This window comes from Leifsonia sp. PS1209 (assembly GCF_012317045.1).
Classification (GTDB): Bacteria; Actinomycetota; Actinomycetes; order Actinomycetales; family Microbacteriaceae; genus Leifsonia.
Genome location: NZ_CP051154.1, coordinates 522,439 through 544,806, shown reverse-complemented (window position 1 = coordinate 544,806; position 22,368 = coordinate 522,439). Strand labels below are relative to the sequence as shown.

The window sequence follows — 22,368 nt, the reverse complement described above, 5'->3', positions numbered from 1 at the left end:
GGGTCGTGGCGGAACGCCGGGCGGGTGAGAAAATGCACCCATGCATCCCGTGGCCCGCGCCGGGCTCTCCGCCCTGATCTCCGTCGCGGCCGCCGCGGGGGCGTGCGCGACTATGTGGTGGATCGCGGTCGCTGTCGGTGGCGGGTACGGCACCGCTGTGCTTGCGACCGTGGTGGCCCTGACGCTGTCGCGGAGGACGTTCGCATCGCGGGGTGAGTTCGCGCGGTCGGCGGCGCTGCTTCCCGTTATCGGGCTGGTGGCGGCGGGAGTCGGGTGGCTGCTCGTCGCGGCGCCGGTGGTCGGCGCGGTCGCGTTCGTGGCCGGGATGAGCGTGCCGATCTGGATGCGGCGTTTCGGCGGGAGGATTGCGCGGCTGGGGGCGTTGGTCACGCTGCCGTTCACAGCGATCCTCGTCGCCCCGGGGGCGGGTGCGCAGACCGGGCGGTGGTGGCTGGATCTGGTGCTGCTGGTCGGCGCGTCCGTGGTGGCTGTTGCGTGGGTGGCGGTCGCCAGGGAGGTTGGGGTGCTGGCGGGGGTTGCTGTTGTGGGTGAGGTTGCTGGGGCGGGCGAGGGTGCACGAGCGGGCGAGGGTGCCGGGGCGGCCGCCGCTGCCGTCCCTGCGCCCCGCCGCCTCCCGGCGAGCACCCGCATGGCGCTGCAGATGGCGGCGGCCCTCGCCGCGGCGTTCGTCGCTGGGTGGCTGCTGTTCCCCGACCATGCGATGTGGACCGTGCTGACCGCGTTCATCGTCAATTCCGGCAACCGGGGGCGCGGGGATGTGGTGCACAAGAGCGCGCTGCGGGTGGCGGGGGCGCTCGGCGGCACGATCGTCGCCGTGGCGTTCACGTTCGTGGCGGAGCCGACCGGGATGCTCGCGGTCGTCGTCATCTTCGCGGCCCTGTTCGTCGGCACCTGGCTACGCGGATACAGTTACGCGTTCTGGGCGCTGGCCGTGACGCTCGCCGTCGCGCTGCTCCAGGGACTGCTCGGCGTCGCGCCGACGGGAGCGTCGCTCTGGGCGGTGCTCGGCGAGCGGGTGCTCGCGATCGTGACCGGTGCGGTGATCGGGATCGCGGCGGCGTGGTTCGTGCTGCCCGTCCGCTCCGACGATGTGGTGCGCAAGCGACTGTCGGAGATGCTGGTGGCGCTCGGTGCGGTGTTCGCCCCGGCCGACCCCGCTGTGCCGCAGGACGAGCGGGTCGAGGCGTTCCGCGCATCCTTGGCCCGCGTCGAACAGCTGGCGCCGGTGCACCGGGCGCGGCGCGCCGTGGGCGGGCGGAAGACGATCAGGGCGATCGACTGCATCGAGGCGGCGCTCGCGCTGGGGCCCGCAGTGGATGCGCGGCTCGCGGGTGATGGCGTGGGAGGCGACGCCACCACTGGGCGGCTGCGGCGCGCGGTCGGGGCGGCGCGGAAGAGCCTCGCGGCGCCGGTCGACTTCGCGCGCATCCACTCGACTCTGCTGGCGCTCGGGGCCGAGCTCGACGGGCGCGGGCGGGATGGCGGACGGTAGCCTGATGGAATGCTCACGCCGCCGATCACGCCGAAGAAGCCGACAGAACGCATCCATCACGGGGACGTGTACATCGACCAGTACGAGTGGCTGCGCGACAAGGACGACCCGGCCGTCGTCGCCCACCTGCACGAGGAGAACGCGTACACCAACGCCCGCACCGAGAACCTGGCGCTGCTGCGCGAGCAGATCTTCGAAGAGATCAAAGGGCGCACCCGCGAGACCGATCTGAGCGTCCCCACCCGCGAAGGCGACTGGTGGTATTACACGCGGACGGTCGAGGGGAAGCAGTACGGCATCCACTGCCGCGCACCCATCGCCGGCGCTGACGACTGGGAGCCGCCGGCGCTCGACGAGGAGGCGCAGCGCAACGGGCTGCCGGGTGAGCAGATCCTGCTCGACGACAACGCCGAGGCGGAGGGGCACGAGTTCTACGCGCTCGGCAGCTTCGACGTGAGCGCCGACGGCACGCGGCTGCTGTGGGCGGTCGACACCGAAGGCGACGAGCGGTACACGATCCGGGTGCGGTCGCTGGTGGACGACGGGGTGGAGTTCCCCGACGAGATCGAGGACACCGCATCCGGTGCGCTGTTCGATCAGGGCGGCGAGTACATCTTCTACACGACCGTCGACGACGCCTGGCGTCCGGACACGGTGTGGCGGCACAGGGTCGGGGACGGCGCACCCGGCACCGACGTGCAGGTGTTCCACGAGCCGGACGAGCGCTACTGGATCGGCGTCGGGCTCACCCGCAGCCGCGACTTCCTGGTCATCGAGGCCGGGTCGAACATCACCAGCGAGGCGTGGCTGCTGCGGTCGAGCGACCCGACCGGCGAGTTCGCCGTTGTCTGGCCGCGCAAGGAGGGCGTCGAGTACGACGTCGAGCACGCCGTGGTCGGCGGGCGCGACCGGCTGCTGATCGTGCACAACGACGACGCCGTCAACTTCGAGCTGGTGAGCGTGGCCGCCGACGACCCGCAGGGCGCCAGGCGCGTGCTGCTCCCCCACAACCCCGACGTCCGGCTCGAAGGGGTGGATGCGTTCCGCGACTTCGTCGCCGTCGAATACCGCAGGGAGGGGCTCACCCGCGTGGCCGTCGCGTGCGTGCCGGAAGACGGAGGCGCCGCCGACGACACCCTGCACGAGCTGCACTTCGACGAAGAACTCTTCACCGTCGGCGCCGGCGGCAACCCCGAATGGACCCAGCCGACCCTGCGCCTCGGCTACGGCAGCTTCGTCACCCCCTCCACCGTGTACGACTACGACGTGCGCACCCGCGAGCTCCGGATGCGCAAACAGCAGGCCGTGCTCGGAGAGTTCGACCCTGCGCTGTTCGCCCAGAAGCGCGAGTGGGCGACCGCGAAGGACGGCACGCGCATCCCGATCTCACTGGTGTACCGGCGCGACCTGGTCACGCCGGGCGAGCCCGCGCCGCTCGTGCTCTACGGGTACGGGTCGTACGAGGCGAGCATGGACCCGTCGTTCGGCATCCCCCGGCTCAGCCTGCTCGACCGAGGCATCGTGTTCGCCATCGCGCACGTGCGCGGCGGCGGCGAGCTGGGACGGCTCTGGTACGAGCACGGCAAGAAGCTGCACAAGAAGAACACGTTCACCGACTTCGTGGACAGCGCGCGACACCTGATCGACACCGGATGGACGGCTCCGGACCGGCTCGCGGCGCAGGGCGGCAGCGCGGGCGGCCTGCTGATGGGCGCCGTCGCGAACCTGGCGCCGAAATACTTCTCGGGGATTTTGGCGGAGGTGCCGTTCGTCGACCCGCTCACGAGCATCCTGGACCCGTCGCTTCCGCTGACGGTGATCGAGTGGGACGAGTGGGGCGACCCGCTGCACGACGAGGAGGTGTACGCGTACATGAAGTCGTACTCCCCGGTCGAGAACGTGCACGACACCCACTACCCGCGCATCCTGGCCGTGACCAGCCTCAACGACACCCGCGTGCTGTACGTGGAACCCGCGAAATGGGTGGCGCGGCTGCGCGAGGTGGGAGCCGACGCGCTGCTGAAGATCGAGATGGCTGCCGGGCACGGCGGGGTGTCCGGCCGGTATTCGGCGTGGCGGGAGCGGGCGTTCGCCTACGCCTGGCTCGTCGACGCGGTCGGCGCGCACCCGACCGGCGAGTAGCGCAGGGCGCGGCGGCGCCGGGGCGGGCGTCAGCCGAGGTCGTCGGGGTCGCGGCCGGTGCGCTCGCCGGACTCGAGGGTGGCGATGGTGGCGAGGTCGTCGGCGTCGAGCTCGAACGAGAAGACGTCGAGGTTCTGGCGGATGCGGTCGGGGGTGACCGACTTCGGGATGACGACGTTGCCGAGCTGAAGCTGCCAGCGGATCACGACCTGCGCCGGCGTCACGCCGTGTTTCGCTGCGATGCGCGCGAGCGGTTCGTTCCCGAGGATGCGGCCGCGAGCGAGCGGCGACCACGCCTCGGTGACGATGCCGTGCTCCGCGCCGTACGCGCGCACCTCCGCCTGCGGAAGCCACGGGTGCAGCTCCACCTGGTTGACGGCGGGCACCGTGTCCGTCTCTCGCGCGAGCCGCTCCAGGTGATGGATGTGGAAGTTGGCGACGCCGATCGACCTGGCTCGCCCCTCATCCCGGATCGTCTCCAGCGCACGCCAGGTGTCGACGTACTTGTCGTGCTTCGGCGCAGGCCAGTGGATGAGGAACAGGTCGACGCTGTCGAAGCCGAGCCGATCGAGGCTTTCGTCGAACGAGCGGAGGGTGCTGTCGTAGCCGTTCTGGTTCCACCACACCTTGGTGGTCACGAACACTTCGTCGCGGTCGAGGCCGCTCTGGCGGATGCCCTCGCCCACCCCGCGCTCGTTCTCGTAGAACGCAGCCGTGTCGATGTGCCGGTACCCGGCGTCGATGGCGGTGAGCACCGCATCCGGGGTCTCCGCATCCGGGATCTTGTACACGCCGAAGCCCAGCTGCGGGATGCGGTTGCCGTCGTTGAGAAGAAGCTCCGGGATGTGCGTCATGGGTTCATTCTGCCGCGTCACAGGCGTACAGGTGGATGGGAGAGAAGGAGAGAAAATGGCACTCAACGGCAAGAAGGTCGCGTTCCTGGTGGCGGAGGAAGGCATCGAACAGGCAGAGCTCGTGGAGCCGTGGAAAGCGGTCGCCGACGAAGGCGGAACGCCGGTCCTGGTCTCCGAGAAGGCGGGAGAGGTGCAGGCGTTCAACCACCTGACCCCGGCCGACACGTTCCCGGTCGACGTGACCCTGGCCGACGCGACGGCCGACGACTACGACGCACTGATGCTCCCCGGCGGGGTGGCGAACGGCGACTTCGTGCGCACGCAACCGGATGCGGTGGCTCTGGTGTCGGCGTTCGCTGCGGCCGGCAAACCGATCGGCGTGATCTGCCACGGCGGGTGGGTGCTGATCGAAGCAGGGGTGGTTGCCGACCGCGCGCTGACGAGCTGGCCGAGCCTGCAGACGGACTACCGCAACGCCGGAGCCCGCTGGGTGGACGAGGAGGTCGTGCTGGACGAGGGACCGTTCGTGCTCGTGTCGTCGCGGAAACCCGACGACCTGCCCGCGTTCAACCGTGAATTCGTGGCGGTCGTCGGGGCTTGACGCGCGGGGCGGCTTTGCTGCGCGACGGCTAGGAGGGGTCGGCCTCCGGGGTCGGTGACGGCGGAGTGGAGCTCGCGGGAGCGGTTGGGGTGGTCGGCTGGAACTGTTTCCAGGCGACCAGCCAGGTCGCGGCGATCGGGCCGAGCAGGAGGCCGAGCACGAACCAGGTCCAGCCGGAACGGCCCTTGGCCTGCGCGAGTCCGCCCGTCATGATGGCGAGCCACAACCAGATGACCGGTATGAGAGAGTCCATTGGTCGAGCCTAGAGGGGGCCGCAGGTGAGTGTTCCCTGGCAATGACGGCGATTCCCCTTGCAGGGTCGCGGCCGGTGCGGGAGCGTAGGCGACTCCTGGAAACAAACGGAAAGGAGAGCACCATGCTCACCCTGACAGAGAACGCCAGCACGATCGTCAAGACGCTCACCGAGCAGGCCCCGCAGGACGAGGCCGGACTGCGCATCAGCAGCAACAACCCTCAGAACACGTCCTTCGCGGCGGCGGTCACCCCCGCGCCGGAGCCCGCCGACCAGGTGGTCGAGTCCGGCGGAGCACGCCTGTTCCTCGAAGAGGGCGCCGCGGTCGCCCTCGACGACAAGATCCTCGACGCCCAGGTGGACGACCAGGGCGCAGTCAGCTTCGCGATCGGCGCACTCGCGTAACGACGCGAACGCCCCGCGCGACGAACGGCCCCCGATGCTCCGGCATCGGGGGCCGTTCTGCGTGCGGTAGCGGTCAGGGCGCGGGTGGGGCCGGTGGGGCTGGCGGCGCGGGCGGCTGCGTCGGCGGCGCGGGCGGCTGGGTCGGCGGAGCGGCAGGCGGTGCGACAGGTGGCTGGGGCGACGATGGTGCCGGCGGCGCGGACGGCGGCGCGGCGGGCTGCGGGGTCTGCGGGGAGGCGTAGAGGGGCTGGCCGCCCGCGGGGCTCGCGTAGGGAAGCGGGGACTCGGGCCAGCCGTAGTCGCGGGGAGGGAGGGCGGCGCCGGGGACGACCGGGACGTAGCCGGGGACCTCGGAGTCCGGGCGGTCGAAGCGGGCGCCTGCCGGGTTCGGCGGGAGGAGCGTCATCACGAAGATGGCGATGCCGCCGAGGCTCGGGATGAGGACGAGGAGGATCAGCCAGCCGCTCAGGTTCACGTCGTGGAGTCGTCGCGCGGTCAGCGCGATGCCCGGGACGATGGTGGCCAGACCCCAGAGGACGAGCAGGACGATGCCGACGGCGAAGCCGGGGCCCGGAACCGAGCGGCCGCTGTCGTCGGTGGTGGCGCCGGAGAGGCCGAGGACCAGCAAGAGGATGTACAGCACCAGGCCGACGATCGCGTTGACGAAGAACCACCACCAGTATTCGCTGCGGCTGGCCCGGCCGTCGAAGCGTGCGTACTTCTTCCAGAACCGCACGAATGCGGCACCGAGCGGTGCACCGTAGTACGGCGCCCAGAGCGGAACGATCGGATTCACGGCATCCCCCTTTGTGCGCCCGGGGCGCCCACGGCCCCGGACGCACACAGCTTAGCTCGCGGGCGTGCTGCCGTCCCCTGCCGGATCGGACACAGCCTCAACGGACACAGTCTCGGCCGACTCAGCCGCAGCCGCCCCACCGAACGCACCCGACTCGACGCCGGGCGGCACGGCGGCCGCTTCGAGGAGCTCGGCCTCCGCCTCCGCGTCTTCGCCACGGAACTGCGTCATGTAGAGGTCGTAGTACGCGCCGCGGCGGCCGAGGAGGGTTTCGTGGTTGCCCTGCTCCACGATGGCGCCGTTCTCCATGACCAGGATGGTGTGCGCATCCCGGATCGTGGACAGGCGGTGGGCGATCACGAACGAGGTGCGGTCGGTGCGGAGGGCCGCCATCGCCTGCTGCACCAGCAGCTCGGTGCGGGTGTCGACGGAGGAGGTGGCCTCGTCGAGGATGAGCAGGGACGGGTTGGCGATGAACGCGCGCGCGATGGTGATGAGCTGGCGCTCACCGGCCGAGACGCTTCCGCCGTCCGCGTCGAGGACCGTGTCGTAGCCGTCCGGCAGCTGACGCACGAACCGGTCGACCATCGTGGCCTTCGCCGCGTCGACCACCTCCTCGTCGGTGGCGTCGAGGCGGCCGTAGCGGATGTTCTCGCGGATCGTGCCGCCGAACAGCCAGGCGTCCTGCAGCACCATGCCGACCTGCTCGCGCAGTTCGGCCCTCGCCAGTTCGGTGATGTCGATGCCGTCGAGCAGGATGCGGCCGGAGTTCAGCTCGTAGAAGCGCATCACGAGGTTGACCAGGGTGGTCTTGCCCGCGCCGGTCGGGCCGACGATCGCGACCGTGTGCCCCGGCTCGACCGAGAACGAGAGATCTTCGATGAGCGGCGTGGCCGGCGAGTAGCTGAACGAGACGTTCTCGAACTCGACGTGACCGTCCGTGCGCTCCGGGAGCTCCGCCTTGACGTCGTCCGGGTCTTGCTCGTCGGCGTCGAGGAACTCGAACGTGCGCTCCGCGGAGGCGACACCGGACTGCAGCATGTTCGCGATGCCGGCCACCTGGGTGATCGGCTGCGTGAACTCGCGCGAGTACTGGATGAACGCCGTCGCGTCTCCGAGCGTCATCTGCCCTGTCGCGACGCGGAGGCCGCCGACGACGGCGATCAGCACGTAGGACAGGTAGGACACGAACGTCATCGCCGGCATGATCGTGCCGGACACGAACTGCGCGCCGAAGGATGCCCGGTAGAGCTTCTCGTTGCGCTCGTCGAACTCGGCGAGCATGACCTCGTCGCGGCCGAAGGCGCGGACCAGCTCGAGCCCGGAGTACGACTCCTCGATGTGACCGTTGAGCGAGCCGGTGTTCTTCCACTGCGCCGCGAACAGCTTCTGCGAGCGCGAGCCGATCACGCCGGCGATGATGCCGGACAGCGGCAGCGCGATCAGGGCGATGAGGGCGAGCTGCCACGAGACGATGAACATCATGATCGTGATGCCGAGCACGGTGAGCACCGACTGGACCAGCTGCGAGAACGCCTGCTGCAGCGCGGCCTGGATGTTGTCGACGTCGTTCGTGACGCGCGACATCAGGTCACCGCGCTGGCGGGTGTCGAAGTAGCTGAGCGGCAGCCTGTTGAGCTTGGTCTCGACGTCGGCGCGCAGACGGTAGACGACGCGCATGACGAGGGCGTTGAGCACGTAGCCCTGCGCCCACATCAGGAACGAGGCCACCAGGTAGATGGCGAGCACGATGAAGATGAGACGGCTCAGCTCGACGAAGTCGATGCCGACGCCCGGGATGGGTTGGGTCTTGGCGAGCATGTCGGCGAACTGGTCGTTGCCCGCCGCGCGTGCCTGCTCGATCTGCTGGTCGAGCGACTGGCCGGCGGGGAGCCCCTTGCCGATCACGCCGCGGTAGATCACATCCATCGCCGAACCGAGGATCTTCGGCGCGATGACGGTGAGGATCACCGAGATGACGACGAGCCCGACCACGAACGAGAACTGCACGCGCTCCGGACGGAGCAGGCCGAGCAGCCTGCGCAGAGACGGCCAGAAGTTCTGCGCCTTCTTGGCCGGGGCTCCGCCGAACATGTCGCCGTCTGCCTCGGTGGGGGTGAACTCGTAGTCTTCGACCTCGGGGGCCGTGACGTCGTCGCGTTCGAGGACGTCGTCCGCACGCTTGCGTGCCATCTCAGGCCACCTCCAGGCTCAGCTGCGATTCGACGATCTCGCGGTAGGTCTCGCTCGTCTCGAGGAGTTCGTCATGGGTTCCGCGACCGACGATGCGGCCGTCGTCGAGGACGATGATGGTGTCCGCCTCGCGGATGGTCGACACGCGCTGTGCGACCACGATCACCGCTGCGTCTCTCGTCGCGTCGGCGAGGGCCGCGCGAAGGCGGGCGTCCGTCGCGACGTCGAGGGCCGAGAACGAGTCGTCGAAGAGGTACACCTGCGGCTGCGAGACCAGCGCCCTGGCGATGCAGAGTCGCTGGCGCTGACCGCCGGAGACGTTGGTGCCGCCCTGGGAGATGCGCGCGTCGAGCCCGCCCTCCTTGGCCAGCACGAAGTCTTCGGCCTGGGCGACGCGGAGCGCCTCCCACAGCTCCTCGTCCGTGGCGTCGGGCCGGCCGAACCGGAGGTTCGATGCGATCGTGCCGGAGAAGAGGTACGGACGCTGCGGGACGAGCCCGAGCACGCCGGCGAGCTGCGCCCTGGTGAGCGAGTCGACCCGCACCCCTCCGATGGTGACGGTGCCCTGCTGCGCCGTGTAGAGGTTGGGCACGAGGTTGACCAGCGTGGTCTTGCCTGCGCCGGTCGATCCGACGATGGCCGTCATCTTGCCCTGCTCGGCGACGAAGTCGATGTCGCTCAGCACCGGCTTTTCCGCACCGGGGTATCCGAAGGTGACACCCCGGAACTCGACCCTGCCGGAGGACGGCAGCGGCGCATCCCCTGCTCGCCCGGCGTCGGACGCCTCGGTCGACAGCACCTCGTCGATGCGCCCGGCGCAGACGACGGCGCGCGGGATCATCATCACCATGAACACGCCCATCATGACCGCGGTGAGGATCATCAGCAGGTATTGCAGGAACGCGGTGAGCGAGCCCACCTGCATCTGACCGGCATCCACGCGCTGTCCGCCGAACCAGAGGACGGCGGCCGTCGCGAGGTGCAGGATGACCATGATGACGGGGAACATCAGGACGAAGATGTTGCCGACCCGCACCGACACCTTGGTGAGTGCCAGGTTGGCCTCCGCGTAGCGCTCCGACTCGAACGGCTCGCGGACGAACGCCCGGATGACGCGGATGCCGACGATCTGCTCGCGCAGCACGCCGTTGACCTTGTCGATGCGCTCCTGCATCTCGCGGAACAGCGGAAGCAGGAGCACGACCAGGATGCCCACCACGACGAACAGGACAGGAACGGACACCCAGACCAGCCAGGACAGCCCGATGTCTTCGCGCAGGGCCATGATGATGCCGCCGATGCACATGATCGGCGTTGACACCATGAAGTTGAGCGTCATCAGCACGAGCATCTGCACCTGCTGCACGTCGTTCGTGTTGCGGGTGATGAGCGTCGCCGTGCCCCAGCGGCCGACGTCGAGGGCGTCGAGGGAATCGACCTTGCGGTAGACCTCACGACGCAGGTCGCGGCCGACCGCCATCGACACCTTGGCGCCGAAATAGATGCCGCCGACGGCGGTCAGCACCTGCGCGAGGCAGACGACGAGCATCGTCATGCCGGTGTTCCAGATGAAGTCGGTGTCTCCGGTGACGACGCCCTTGTCGACGATCTGGGCGTTGAGACTGGGCAGGTAGAGCGCGGCGATCGTGGACAGCAGTTGCAGGACCACGACCCCCACGATCCCCCACACATATGGGCGCGCGTGACGCAGGGTAAGACGGAGCAGGATCAAGGATTCCCCCAGGGGTGGCTTTCGGTACCTGAAGATTGTGGCAGAAGCCTCCGACATTCGTGACACCGCACCTGAAATTTGCGGCGTCGCATTTTTCCCGCTCCTATTGCACGCGAACGGAGGCTTCGCTAGGCGATGCCTCCACCGTCCACGACGAGCGCGGAACCGGTCACGTACGAGGACTCGTCGGAGGCGAGCCACACGACGGCAGCGGCGATCTCCTGCGGCTCCCCCATGCGCTGCAGCGGGCGGTCGGCGGCTTCCGCGAGGAACGACCCGGCCTCCTGGCCGAGCTGGCGGGCCTCGTCGCGGAGCATCCCGGTGTTGACGTCCCCAGGGTTCACCGAGTTGACGCGGATGCCCTGCGGGCCGTGGTCGATGGCGAGCGCGCGGGTCATGTTGACGACCGCACCCTTGGATGCGCAGTACGAGATGGCCTGCGCTCCTCCCTTGAGCCCCCATCCGGAGCCGGTGTTGACGATGGATCCTCCGCCGTTGGCCGCCATGACGGGCACGACGTGCTTGCACATCAGGAAGATGCCTTTGACGTTGACGCCGAAGACGCGGTCCCACTCGTCGGCCGTGGTCTCGACCGCAGTGGTGCGGCGGATGATGCCCGCGTTGTTGAAGACGACGTCGACGCCCCCGAACACGGAGACGGTGTCCGCGACGACCCGCTCGATGTCCGACTCGTTCGACACGTCTGCTGTGAGGGCGATGGCTGTGCCTCCCGCCGCGCGGATCTCCTCCGCGACTTTCTCCGCCGCGCCGGGCGCGACATCCACGACGGCGACGCGCGCGCCCTCCGCCGCGAAGGCGAGGGAGGTGGCGCGACCGATGCCGCCGGCTCCTCCGGTGACGATGGCGGACTTGTCGGCTAGACGCATGTGTGCGCTCCTTCGGTGGTGGCCGCACTGGCGGCACTGACAGGGTAGATGCTCGACGACGACGGACCGGTGGTCACCCGGAGGTGACCGGCGAGGCGTGCGTCGAGGCTGGTGTCGCCGGTGTCGACCAGGAGCGGTCGTCCGGCGAGGTCGATGAGTTTCTGTTCGGTCGCGACAACCATCAGGGGGCCGGCGAGCAGAGGGTCGGAGCCGATGGCGTCGAGCACGGCGGGCGAGAGCTGCTGATTGCCGCGCCCGAGGAGGAAGCCCTGGCCGCCGATCACGGTCACGACGGCCTGCGCGGGGTGTCCGGCAATGGATGCGATGGCCTGCTGCTCCGACACGTCGCGTGCGACGAGCATTCCGTCCTGCACGATGTCGACGCCGAGCGGGGTGGCCGGCACGCCCAGTTCGCGCGACACCGCGGCGAGCGTTCCTCCGGGCCCGAGCAGGTAGCGCACGCCCGGCCGCATGGCGGCGACGGCGCCCGCCGCTGCCCGGCGGACGGCGTCGGCCTCGCTGGTGGGGGTGGGCGCTTTGCGTGCCTGGGTGCGCTCGCGGGCGACGGGGACGCGGACGAGCGCGAACAGGCGAGGGTCCGGCCGGCCGGCGCGCAGGAGCTCCTCGTCAAGGTCGAGGACTTCCGCCTCGCGCGTCGGCAGGCCGCCGGCGGTCAGCCACTCCGCGGCGATCGCGCCCGCTGCGGCGGGAGCGACGGCGAAGCAGCCGGAGTACATCTTGACCCCGGCCGGGATGCCGAGCAGCGCGGTGTGCGCCGGGGCGCCTCGTGCCGCATCCCGTGCCGTGCCGTCTCCACCCGCGAACAGCACGAGGGTGGCGCCATCGGCCACGAAGGCCGCGACGGCACGCGCGGTGTCGTCGCCCGTGGTGCCGTCGCCCGCTAGGCCGACGCCCACGAGGCCGTCGCCCGTTTGGCCGCGCCGCGCATCCGGAGCGTAGACGACGCGCGGGAGGAGACCGGCGGCGCGCACCGCATCCTCGCCGAGCGGCCCGGACGCCGTCAGCACCTCCAGCCCGGGATGCGCGCCCGCCAGCACCGCGAGGGCCGCGGCAGCGCGCTCGGCGGCACGGGCGTGCGAACCGCGCGCGGCGGCCTCGCGCTGCACCGCCTCGCCGTCGCTGCCGACGAGGCCGGCCGGTCCCCCGATCCCGGCGACGGGGTTCACGACCACCCCGATCGCCGGGCGGAGCTGACGGAGGGAGGACATCTACGCAGCAGCCTCGTCGGAGGAGGAGGCCGACGCAGCGCCAGCGGCAGCACCAGTCGCAGGACCAGCGCCAGCCGCCTCGGACGACGGAGCGGAGAACGGCGCGAACGCACCCTCTCCCGCCCCGGCGTACTTCCGCTGGTACGCCCGCCAGGTCACCGCCCAGCGATCCGGGTCGTCCAGGTCGTCGTGGTGGGTGTGGTGCACGGTCTGGTTGTGCGGCGCCGAGCGCACCACCTCCGGCGTCTCGCGGGCCTCGCGGGCGACCTCGGCGAGCACGTTGGCGTACTCGTCCAGTTCGGCCATCGAGTACGACTCCGTCGGTTCGAGCGTGAACGGCTGCGGAACGATGTACGGGTGGTGGCTGGTCCAGTAGTGCATGCCGAAGTCGGAGGCGCGGACGCCGATCTCCTCGGAGCTGATGCCCGTCTCCTCGAACAGCTCCTGCCAGGAGTACCGCACCTGCTCGATGCGGCGGCGGCCGGTCGCGTACGGCGCGCTGGCCCCGGGGATCGCGAGGATGCGCTTCATCAGGTAGTTGTTGTTCAGCACCGCCGTCTCGGCCACGGCGCGCAGGCCCTCCGCGCCGAGCGCGCTGATCCAGGCGTACGTGCGCACGATGTTCGGGGTGACGCCGTAGAACGGGGCGACGGAGCCGATCGACTGCGGCCGGTCGGCATCCAGGACGTAGCGGTCGCCGACGCGCTCGACCACCGGGCCGGGCAGGAACGGCGCGAGCGCCTCGGAGACGGCGTTCGCTCCCGAGCCGGGGCCGCCGCAGCCGTGCGGCGTTCCGAACGTCTTGTGCAGGTTGAAGTGGCACACGTCGAATCCGGCGTCGCGGGCGCGGGTGATGCCGAGGATGCCGTTGGCGTTGGCCTGGTCGTACGAGGCGAGCGCGCCGACACCGTGCGCGAGCTCCACCCACTCCCGGATGCGCGGGTTGTAGATGCCCGTGTCCTCCGGGTTGGTGACCATGATCGCCGCGGTGCGCGGGGAGAGCGCGGTGCGGAGGGCGTCGATGTCGGGGTAGCCGTCCGCATCCGGGTGGATGGTGATGACCCGGTATCCCGCCGCCTTGGCCGCCGCCGCGTTGGACGGGTGGGAGAAGATCGTGGTGATGACCTCATCCCGCTGCTCGGCCTCGCCGCGGGAGGCGTGGTAGGCGCGGATCATCGAGATGTTGGCCCAGATCGCCTCCGATCCTCCGCTGGTCTGCAGGGAGACGCGGCTCATTCCCGAGATCTCGGCGAGCATCCGCTCGGTGCGCCAGACGATCTCGAGGATGCCCTGCGCGCTCGCCGGATCCTGCAGCGGGTGCAGCTCGGTGAGGTCGGGGGTCCGGATGATCGCCTCGTTGACCTTCGGCGCGTACTTCATGGTGCAGGTGCCCTGGCCGACGTCGACGTTGAGGTCGGCGCCGAGGTTCTCCTGGCTGAGGCGCAGGTAGTGCTTGAGCACCCGCATCTGCCCGATCTCCGGCAGCGCGGGCGGTGCACTGCGCCGGAGGGATGCGGGAAGCGCCGCGACGACGTCGCCGACGGCCTCGCGCACGCCGGCCTCCGGGCGGGAGACGAGCACTCCGCGCTCGCCCGGCGTGTGCAGTTCGAACACGACGGGCTCGTCCCAGCGCGCCTGGTGGAAACGCCGCACGGGCGGTTTGGGGGCGATGGGGAGGCTCATGCGCTCTGCTCCTTCTTCTGTGCGCCAGCCGCAGCACCGGCGCCGAGGGCGTCGGAGAGCACGGCGGCGAGGTCGTCGATGTCTGACTGGGTGTTCTGCTCTGTGACGCACACCAGGAGGTGCGTCTCGTCGATGGCGTGGCCTGGCTCGAATCCGGATGCGCGACCTGCGGCGACCAGTTCCGGTGCGGTGAGCGCCGCATCCCGGAGGTCGATGACGAACTCGCGGAAGTGCGTCGCCCCGTCGGCGAGCGCCACGCCGGGAAGGGCGGCGAGGGCGCGGGAGGCGTACGCCGTGCGGGCGAGGACGGTCTCTCCGACCTCCGCCATGCCCTTCGGGCCCATCAGGGAGAGGTAGACGCCCGCCGCGATGCCCCAGAGCGCTGCGGCGGTGCCGACCCACTCCTTCCCTTCCTCGCGGAGGGCGAAGGAGGTGCGGTCGTATGCGACGTCGCCGAAGCCGTACTCGCCCGGCACGTCGGTGGAGGCGAGGCCGAACAGGCGCGACGGCAGCTCCATCACGAAGCGGGGATCGTCGTGCACGGCGATGAAACCGGCGTGCGCTCCGCCGAACCAGGGGTGCAGCCCGAGGGACTGGATGTCGCCGTGGACGATGTCCGCGCCCTGATCGGCGGGCGGGGTGAGGATGCCGAGACCGATCGGGTCGGTGCCGACGATGACGACGGCTCCGACCGCGTGGGCGGCGTCGGAGAGTTCGGCGACGGCGGTCTCGAGTGCTCCGGTGTAGCTCGGGGTCTCGATCCAAATCGCTGCCGTCGCGTCGTCGAGCATCCCGGTGGCCGCGGCGACGTCGGCGACGCCGTCGACGGTGGGGACCAGGACGAGGTCGATGGTCGGTGCGATGTAGTCGCGCACCTTGGACAGCTTGTCCGGATGCGCGTCGCTCACCAGCAGCACGGTGCGGCGGCCGGTGATGCGGCCCGCCATCGCGAGAGAGGTCGCCGCGGCCTGGAAGCCGTCGTACGTCGGCACGTTGACCACATCCTGGTTGAGCAGCTCGCCCATCAGCGACTGGTACTGGAACAGCGCCTGGAACCGGCCGTGGTCCTCGTACGGCTCTCCGGCGTACGCGGTGAGGAACTCGCTGCGGTTGATGACCTCGTCCACCACGGCGGGCACGGCGTGCTGGTACGTGCCGGCGCCGAGGAACAGCCGGCCGGGCTCCACCGCGCGGTTGCGGCGCAGCAGGCCGCCGACGTGACGCACCAGGTCCTGCTCGGCGACGAGCGGCTCCGGCAGGTCGAGCGGGCCGGCCAGGCGCAGGTCGGCGGGCACGTCGGCGTAGAACTCCTCGACGGACTCCGCGCCGACGGCGTCGAGCATCGCCTGACGGGATGCCGGCGCCGTGTTCGGCACGTACGGGTGGACGAATGGTTGGGTCATGGTGGCCTCGCGGTCGGTGGTGGGTGGGGACGATGGCTGCGGCGTCATGCGCCGGCCGGTTCTGTGCGGGTGGGGTGGGCGATGACGGCGACGCCGAAGGGCCCGAGCCGCAGCCCGTCGGCGGCATCGGCGTCGGCGTCGGTGAGGAGGTCGCGGCCGCCCGGGATGCGCGGAGCGGTGAGCGTGCGGCGCCCGTGGTTGAGGACGAACGTGTAGTCGGTGACGCCGTCGGTGCGGGTGACGACCTCGAGGTCGGTGTCGCGCTCGGTGGAGGCGGGGACGGGCACGCCCGCGGCGGCGAACACCCCGGAGAGCACGGCGCGCATCCCGTCGCTGTCGAGACCGGCGCTCAGGTACCAGGCGGCGCCGGCACCGGATGCGCGGCGCGTGACGGCCGGACGCCCGGCGAGGTCGCCGTCGCTGTAGTGGGCGAGCACCTCTGTGCCGTCCGCCGCATCGATCCACTCGCTCCAGACGCGGACGCCGTGGCGCTCGCCTCCGAACGCGACGGACGCCGTCTGCCCGTCCGCCAGCGGCCACCACTCGTCCACCTCGACGCCCAGCAGGTCGCGCAGCGGGCCGGGGGCGCCTCCGTCGTGCACCTGCTCGCTGTGGTCGACGACGCCGGAGAACGGTCCGACGACCAGCTGGCCTCCCTCCGCGACGAACGCCGAGAGCGCATCCGCCTGCTCGGGGGTGGTTGCGTAGAGGTTGGGGACGAGCAGCACGCGGTGCTCTCCGTACGGACCGGCGGCGCGGGCGACATCCACCGGCTGGCCGAGCGCGTACGCGGCGGCGTGCCAGGCCCGCGCCTCCTTCAGCCAGTCGAGGCGCACGGACGGCAGGGACTCCGGTTCGCTGACGCCCCACCAGGAGTCCCAGTCCGCGACGAGGGCGATGGATGCGCGCACGCGGGTGCCCTTGATCGGCGCAAGCTTCTTCAGTTCGGCCCCGAGCGCCTTGGTCTCCTGGAAGGTGCGGCTGCGCTCTCGGCGGTGGCCGAGCATCGCGGAGTGGAACTTCTCCGGACCGAACTTCGCCTGCCGCCACTGGAAGAACAGCACGCCGTCCGAGCCGTGGGCGAGCGCCTGCATGCTGCCGACGCGCATCTGACCCGGCGCCTTCGGCACGTTGACCTCGCGCCAGCTCACCGCGCTCGGCGCCTGTTCGAGCAGCAGCCACGGGCGGCCGTCTTTGAGGGAACGCATGAGGCCGTAGTTGAGGGCGGCGCCGATGTGCGCATCCGGATCGGCGGGGTCGGGGTAGGCGTCGTCGGTGACGATGTCCTCCGCGTCCGCGAAGTCCCAGTAGTCGAGCTCGCGGAACAGGCTCATGAAGTTGGTGGTGACCGCGATGTCGGGGGTGACCTCGCGCAGCACGTCGATCTCGGACTGGAAGAGTTCGAGCAGCGCGTCGGAGGAGAAGCGCTCGAAGTCGAGGAGCTGGGCAGGGTTGATCGGGCCGGTGGCCGTGCGCGGCGGCTCGATCTGGTCGAAGTCGAGGTAGTGCTGCCCCCAGCAGCTGGTGCCCCAGGCCGCGTTGAGGCCGTCGATCGTCTCGTAGCGGTCGCGCAGCCAGCGGCGGAAGTGGCGAGCTGACTCCGGGCACCAGCAGCGGGAGACGTGGTCGCCGTACTCGTTCGACACGTGCCAGAGCGCGAGTGCCGGATGATCGCCGTAGCGTTCGGCGAGGGTGCGCGTGAGGCGGAGGGCCGCATCCCGGAACACCGGAGAGCTGGGGCAGTACGTCTGCCGCGAGCCGAACTCGAGCCGGACGCCGTCGGCGTTCCAGGGCAGCACCTCCGGATGCTCGCGGACCAGCCAGGCGGGAGGTGTGGCGGTCGCTGTGGCCAGGTCGATGCTGATGCCGTGCTCCCAGAGCAGGTCGATCACGCGGTCGAGGCCGGCGAAGTCGTACTCGCCCTCACGCGGTTCGAGCAGCGGCCAGGAGAAGACGGGAAGGGTGACCAGGTTGACCCCGGCCTCGGCCATGAGGCGTGCATCCTCTGCCCAGACGCTCTCCGGCCACTGGTCGGGGTTGTAGTCGCCGCCGTATGCGAGGGCGTCGAGGCGGATGGTCCGCGGCGAGGTGGTCGTCACTGGTCTCCTTGCGGCTGTGCTGGGGCTGTTCTGGGGTGGCGCTGGGCGCGGCGACGGCGTGGTGCTTTACACCGGGCAACCGTCGACTGTATTCTGTATACAGTAACGCTAAAGCGATTCCCGCGGTGGGTCAAGCCCTAAGCTGGCGACGCCGGCCGGCCGGGAGGCCACGCACGAACCGACCAGGAGGTCACAGTGATCGAGCGCAAGAACCTGCGGTCCCAGGTGCGCGAAGAACTCATCGCGAGAATGCGCGCCGGCGACGTGCGCCCCGGCGAGAGCATCAACGAGGTGCAGCTCGCCGCCGAGCTCGGCGTGTCGCGCACGCCGCTGCGGGAGGCCCTGATCGCGCTCGAAAGCGAAGGGCAGATCGAGTCGGAGAACGGCAAAGGCTTCCGGTTCGTGCCGCTGAGCGCCCGGGAGTTCGAAGAACTGTGCCCCATCATCGTGGCGCTGGAAAGCCTCGCGCTCGACCTCAGCCCGGCCGACGAGCTGGCCGGAATCGGCACACAGCTCGCCGCCCTCGCCGCCGAGTTCAACGACGACGTCGCGCAGCACGCGCTGGTCAACCGCCGCGACGACGAGTGGCACAACCTGATGCTGAGCGCCTGCCCCAACCAGCGGCTGCTCGACGAGATCGCCGGCGTGCGCCGCGCCATCCACCGCTACGAGTCGCTGCTGGTGTCCGACGACGTGATGGTCGAACGCAGCGCGATCGAACACGCAGACATCGCGCGCTACTTGGTCGCCGGCGACCTGCCGGCGGCGAAAGAGGCGCTGGCCGCCAACTGGACCAATGGGATGCGCCGTCTGCTCGCGGACGCGGGCATCTCGTGGGAGCGGCTGGGCTGACCGGCGGGGCGATCCGGCCGTCAGCCCGAAGCGCGCACCGCGAGGTCGACGCACAGCGCGGCCGACCAGCCGAACGACGTCGTCGCCGTCTTGGCCCTCCTTCCGATGAGCGGGTTGAAGTACTCGTGCGGTCCACCGGCGTGCTGCACCAGGCGCAGCGTCGCCTCGACCAGCTCGCGGGAGCGGTCCGCGTGGCCGGAGACGGCCAGCCCCTCGGCGATGAGGGCGTTGATGTTGACCCATACCGGGCCGCGCCACATCCGCTCTGCGGAGAAGTCGGCATCCCTGGCGGCGACCGTGGGGATCGCCCACGGCGTCGCGAACCGGTCCGGGTCGTCGAGAGCTTCGAGCATCCTGGACACGATGCGCCCGGGCAGGCGGCCGGTGAGCAGCGGGAGCAGGCTGACGGCGGTCTCCGCGGAGAGCGGTGTGCCCGCTCCGCGGGAGCGGAAGAACCCGGCGGCGTCGTCCCACATCGCCTCGAGCAGCGCGAGGGTGCGCTCGGCTCGTGCGGCGTGGCGCTCGGCTGCCGCAGTGTCCCCCACCGATCTGGCCCGGGATGCGAGCAGGTCGTCCTGCAGGATCAGGTACGCCGCGAGGTCCGGTGACGCGACGGGAAGCTCTCCGTCGAACACTGGGCTGTCGTCGAGGCCGGAGGAGTACGGGTGGCCGTACTCGGGCATCCCGTCTCCGTCGAGGTCGGAATGCGCGAACCACCACTCCTGGCTGCGCGCGACCGTCTCCCACGCCTCGTCGAACCAGGCGGGGTCGTCGATCAGGCCTTCGAGCGAGCGCAGCGCCCAGGCCGCGAGCGGCGGCTTGGTGAGCGGGATCGGCGCCGACGGGTCGGCGATGGAGGAGCCTGCGCGACGCAGCGTGTCCCTGTCGCCGGGCGGGAGGTCGTCGCTCGACGCCAGCACGCCGTCGTCGTGAACGACGTCGGGCAGCTGGCCGTCCGGTGTCGGGAAGCCGAACGCGAGGGCGAGCTGCTCGCGTGCGAGCTCCGGGGCGCCGTGGCGGAGGCCGGCCGCGATGAAGTACGCGTCCCACTGCCAGAGGCCGACGTAGCCGATCTTCGACGGGACGACGGCGCGCGCGTCGCCGCGACCGGGCAGGGTGACGATGTTGGCGCCGAGCACCCACCAGCAGAACGCCGTGAGGTCGGCGAGGTCGGCACGCACCCGCGGTGTGCGGGCGAACCAGTCCGCCCAGACGGATGTGGTGGCTGCGAGGGCGGAGGCGTGCGGGGCACCCGAAGCGTGCGAAGCCTCCGCGTTCTCCGCCGTGGATGCGCCCAGTGCGATCCGCAGTTGCGAGCCGTCTCCGCCGGGGAACGAGAGCCGCACGACGGTGTCCCCGCCCACCTCCCGCATCAGCAGGTCGTCCGCGCCGGTCGCCGTCCAGGACGCCTCGCCGGCCGGCGGCAGCCCGGGCGCCCAGGCACCGGATGCGTCGCCTGCCTGAGCGGCGTCGAGCGCACCGACCGCGCCCGGCACGGTCAGCTCGACCGTCCACCGCGAGCCGCCGCCGAGGCTCAGCGCCCGCTGGCCGTCGAAGGTCAGGGTCGCTCCCCCGTCGAACGCGATGCTCTCCGGGCGCACGTCCGCGATCTCCGCGACGCGCCCGTCCGCACCGAACACCCGCAGCGCCCGCACCACGACGCAGTCGTCGAGCCTGCGCTCGTACTCGGCCAGCCGCACGGTCACGCCGCCGTCCGTCCGCTGCACCAGGATGCGCGACCCCGGCAGAGTGAACGGCGCGTTCTCCAGGTCGAGGAACCGAGCGGCACGGTCGGCCGCATCCTGTGCCGCAGCATCCAGCGCCGCCGCATCCTGTGCCGCCGCGCCCCGCGCATCCCGCGTCGTCGCCGCCGCGCTCATCGGCCGCCCAGTCCGGACGCCGCCATGCTGTTCAGGATGCGACGCTGGCCGATGACGAACGCGATCAGCATCGGGATGGTCGCCACAGCCGACGCCGCCATGATGAGCCCATAGTTGATCGAGCCGAACTGGCCGCGGAAGCTCTGCAGCAGCAGCGGAACCGTGAAGAGATCCTGACTGTTCAGCAGCACCAGGGGAAGCAGGAAGTTGTTCCAGGTGCTGAGCGCCACGATGATCGCGAGCGCTCCGAGGCCCGGGCGCAGGTTCGGGAGGATGATGCTCCAGAAGATGCGCCACCGTCCTGCGCCGTCGACCAGCGCGGCCTCCTCCAGCTCCTTCGGCAGCGACAGCACGAACTGGCGCATCAGGAACACCGCGAACGGGTTCGCCAGGGCGGCGGGGATGATCAGCGACAGGTGCGAGTCCACCCAGCCCAGCTTCGCCATCAGGAAGTAGAACGGGATGAGCGTGACCTGCATCGGGATCATCTGCGTCGCCAGGAACACCACGAACAGCACGCGGCTGCCGCGGAACCGGATGCGCGCGAACGCGTACCCGGCCATGGCGGCGGTGATGAGCGTGCCGATGACGACCAGCACGGCGATGTAAATGCTGTTGACGTACGCCTGCGCGAACGGGGCGTCGTTCCACGCATCCACGTAGTTCTGGAACGTGAACGGGGTGGGGAGGAAGCTGAGCGGGTCGTTCAGGAGCTGGGGCAGCGTCTTGAACGAGGTGATGAGCATCCAGATGAACGGGAACACCATCGCGATGCCGCCGATGGCGAGCACCACATGGAGGAGCGTCTTGCGGACGCGGGAGCCTGCGCGGCCCTCGCGGGCTGACCCGGATACGGCGGTCATGCTGCACCATCCTCGTAGTGGACGAACTTCTTCTGCGCCGTGAACTGGATGCCTGTGATGACGAGCGTGATCAGCAGCAGGATCACCGACGCAGCGCTGGCCGGACCGAACTGGAACTTCCCGAAGCCGAGATCGTAGATGTGGTAGACGATCGTGCGGGTCGCGTTGTCCGGGCCGGCGTTCGCCGTGAGGATGAACACAGTGTCGAACGTCTGCAGCGAACTGATGAACGCGATCACCGACGAGAAGAACATGATCGGCGACAGCAACGGCATCCGGATGCGGAAGAACAGCGTCAGCGCCCCCGCCCCGTCGATGCGCGCCGCCTCGATCACGGCGGGAGAGATGTTCTGCAGGCCGGCCAGGAAGATGATCACGTTGAGGCCGAGCGACGACCAGATGGAGACGATGCAGACCGCGATGAGCGCGAGGTGCGGATCGCCCAGCCAGTCCGGGGCGGGCACGTGGAAGACGCTGGCGATGAAGCCGCTGATCACGCCGTCTTTGCGGAACAGCTGCTGCCAGATCATCGCAACCGCCACCGACGAGGTGACCACAGGCGCGAAGAACAGGATCAGGTACAGCGTCTTCGTCTTCAGCTTCTCCAGCGCCACCGCGATCACGACGGCGAGGCCGAGGCCGACCGGAACCGTGATCACGGCGATCAGCAGGGTGTTGAGGATGGCCCTGCCGAACAGCGGGTCGGAGAGCTGGTTGCGGAAGTTGTCGAAGCCCACCCAGCTGAGGTCGTTGAGACCGTCCCACTGGGCGAAGGCGAGCACCAGGCTCGCCGCGAACGGCAGCACGACGAACAGTGCCATGCCGATCAGCTGCGGGCCGACGAACACATAGCCCCAGCGCCGGTCGCGCCGCCGCCAGGCGGACTCCCCTCGGAGTCCGCCCGGCGCGGTGCCTGCGGGTTTCGCCGTCGCCGCCTGGTCGGGGGCTTCGGTCAGCGACCCTCGGATTGCACTCACGCGTCG

At 70.3% G+C, this 22,368-nt stretch carries 18 protein-coding genes; 5 read left to right on the top strand and 13 right to left on the bottom strand.

The window, feature by feature from the left end:
• The first annotated feature begins 40 nt into the window (after positions 1-40).
• Both HF024_RS02710 and HF024_RS02705 read left to right on the top strand, forming a co-directional pair.
• Positions 41-1,513, top strand: a complete 1,473-nt coding sequence (locus tag HF024_RS02710; RefSeq protein ID WP_168688553.1) for an FUSC family protein — start codon at positions 41-43, stop codon at positions 1,511-1,513.
• 9 nt (positions 1,514-1,522) lie between these two features.
• Positions 1,523-3,655 (top strand): S9 family peptidase, encoded by a 2,133-nt coding sequence (locus tag HF024_RS02705; protein WP_168688552.1) that lies wholly within the window; start codon positions 1,523-1,525, stop codon positions 3,653-3,655.
• Positions 3,656-3,684: 29 nt separating this feature from the next.
• Here the strand turns inward: HF024_RS02705 and HF024_RS02700 are convergent, their stop codons facing one another.
• Complete coding sequence (locus HF024_RS02700; protein WP_168688551.1) at positions 3,685-4,509, bottom strand: aldo/keto reductase; 825 nt, start codon at positions 4,507-4,509, stop codon at positions 3,685-3,687.
• 55 nt (positions 4,510-4,564) lie between these two features.
• Between HF024_RS02700 and HF024_RS02695 the strand changes: the two genes are divergently transcribed.
• Positions 4,565-5,110: a type 1 glutamine amidotransferase domain-containing protein gene (locus HF024_RS02695; RefSeq protein WP_168688550.1), complete on the top strand. Its 546-nt coding sequence runs from the start codon at positions 4,565-4,567 to the stop codon at positions 5,108-5,110.
• A 28-nt stretch (positions 5,111-5,138) separates the two neighbouring features.
• On the opposite strand, the gene HF024_RS02690 is transcribed toward HF024_RS02695, so the two are convergent.
• Positions 5,139-5,363: a hypothetical protein gene (locus HF024_RS02690; RefSeq protein ID WP_168688549.1), complete on the bottom strand. Its 225-nt coding sequence runs from the start codon at positions 5,361-5,363 to the stop codon at positions 5,139-5,141.
• Positions 5,364-5,486: 123 nt separating this feature from the next.
• On the opposite strand from HF024_RS02690, the gene HF024_RS02685 reads away from it, so the two are divergent.
• Positions 5,487-5,768, top strand: a complete 282-nt coding sequence (locus HF024_RS02685; RefSeq protein ID WP_085368791.1) for a Fe-S cluster assembly protein HesB — start codon at positions 5,487-5,489, stop codon at positions 5,766-5,768.
• A 73-nt stretch (positions 5,769-5,841) separates the two neighbouring features.
• Here HF024_RS02685 and HF024_RS20015 read toward each other — a convergent pair whose 3' ends face one another.
• The 8 genes from HF024_RS20015 to HF024_RS02645 form a co-directional block, all read right to left on the bottom strand.
• Positions 5,842-6,564: a DUF805 domain-containing protein gene (locus tag HF024_RS20015; RefSeq protein WP_348770477.1), complete on the bottom strand. Its 723-nt coding sequence runs from the start codon at positions 6,562-6,564 to the stop codon at positions 5,842-5,844.
• A 51-nt stretch (positions 6,565-6,615) separates the two neighbouring features.
• Positions 6,616-8,757 carry an ABC transporter ATP-binding protein gene (locus HF024_RS02675; RefSeq protein ID WP_168688547.1) on the bottom strand — a complete coding sequence of 714 codons (2,142 nt, stop codon included), beginning with the start codon at positions 8,755-8,757 and terminating at the stop codon, positions 6,616-6,618.
• A 1-nt stretch (position 8,758) separates the two neighbouring features.
• The gene (locus HF024_RS02670) at positions 8,759-10,489 is read right to left on the bottom strand and encodes an ABC transporter ATP-binding protein (protein WP_168688546.1); all 1,731 of its coding nucleotides are present in this window, start codon (positions 10,487-10,489) and stop codon (positions 8,759-8,761) included.
• A 128-nt stretch (positions 10,490-10,617) separates the two neighbouring features.
• A complete protein-coding gene (locus tag HF024_RS02665; RefSeq protein ID WP_168688545.1) occupies positions 10,618-11,376 on the bottom strand; it encodes an SDR family oxidoreductase in 759 nt (252 codons plus the stop codon).
• Entirely contained in the window at positions 11,367-12,605 is a 1,239-nt protein-coding gene (locus HF024_RS02660) for an NAD(+)/NADH kinase (protein WP_168688544.1), read from the bottom strand. The genes HF024_RS02665 and HF024_RS02660 overlap by 10 nt, the downstream gene beginning before the upstream one ends.
• Positions 12,606-14,288, bottom strand: a complete 1,683-nt coding sequence (gene gcvPB / locus HF024_RS02655; protein ID WP_168688543.1) for an aminomethyl-transferring glycine dehydrogenase subunit GcvPB — start codon at positions 14,286-14,288, stop codon at positions 12,606-12,608.
• Complete coding sequence (gene gcvPA / locus HF024_RS02650) at positions 14,285-15,691, bottom strand: aminomethyl-transferring glycine dehydrogenase subunit GcvPA (protein WP_168688542.1); 1,407 nt, start codon at positions 15,689-15,691, stop codon at positions 14,285-14,287. The genes gcvPB and gcvPA overlap by 4 nt, the downstream gene beginning before the upstream one ends.
• A 44-nt stretch (positions 15,692-15,735) precedes the next feature.
• Complete coding sequence (locus HF024_RS02645) at positions 15,736-17,790, bottom strand: beta-galactosidase (RefSeq protein WP_247597271.1); 2,055 nt, start codon at positions 17,788-17,790, stop codon at positions 15,736-15,738.
• Positions 17,791-17,985: 195 nt separating this feature from the next.
• On the opposite strand from HF024_RS02645, the gene HF024_RS02640 reads away from it, so the two are divergent.
• Positions 17,986-18,642 (top strand): GntR family transcriptional regulator, encoded by a 657-nt coding sequence (locus tag HF024_RS02640; RefSeq protein ID WP_247597270.1) that lies wholly within the window; start codon positions 17,986-17,988, stop codon positions 18,640-18,642.
• Between the two features lie 20 nt (positions 18,643-18,662).
• Here the strand turns inward: HF024_RS02640 and HF024_RS02635 are convergent, their stop codons facing one another.
• From HF024_RS02635 to HF024_RS02625, 3 genes are read right to left on the bottom strand one after another with little or no spacing between them, the layout of a single operon-like run.
• Entirely contained in the window at positions 18,663-20,522 is a 1,860-nt protein-coding gene (locus HF024_RS02635) for a glycogen debranching protein (protein ID WP_168688541.1), read from the bottom strand.
• Positions 20,519-21,385: a carbohydrate ABC transporter permease gene (locus HF024_RS02630; RefSeq protein WP_168688540.1), complete on the bottom strand. Its 867-nt coding sequence runs from the start codon at positions 21,383-21,385 to the stop codon at positions 20,519-20,521. Before HF024_RS02630 ends, HF024_RS02635 begins: the two co-directional genes overlap by 4 nt.
• Positions 21,382-22,362 (bottom strand): sugar ABC transporter permease, encoded by a 981-nt coding sequence (locus HF024_RS02625; RefSeq protein WP_247597269.1) that lies wholly within the window; start codon positions 22,360-22,362, stop codon positions 21,382-21,384. The genes HF024_RS02630 and HF024_RS02625 overlap by 4 nt, the downstream gene beginning before the upstream one ends.
• Positions 22,363-22,368 lie beyond the last annotated feature (6 nt).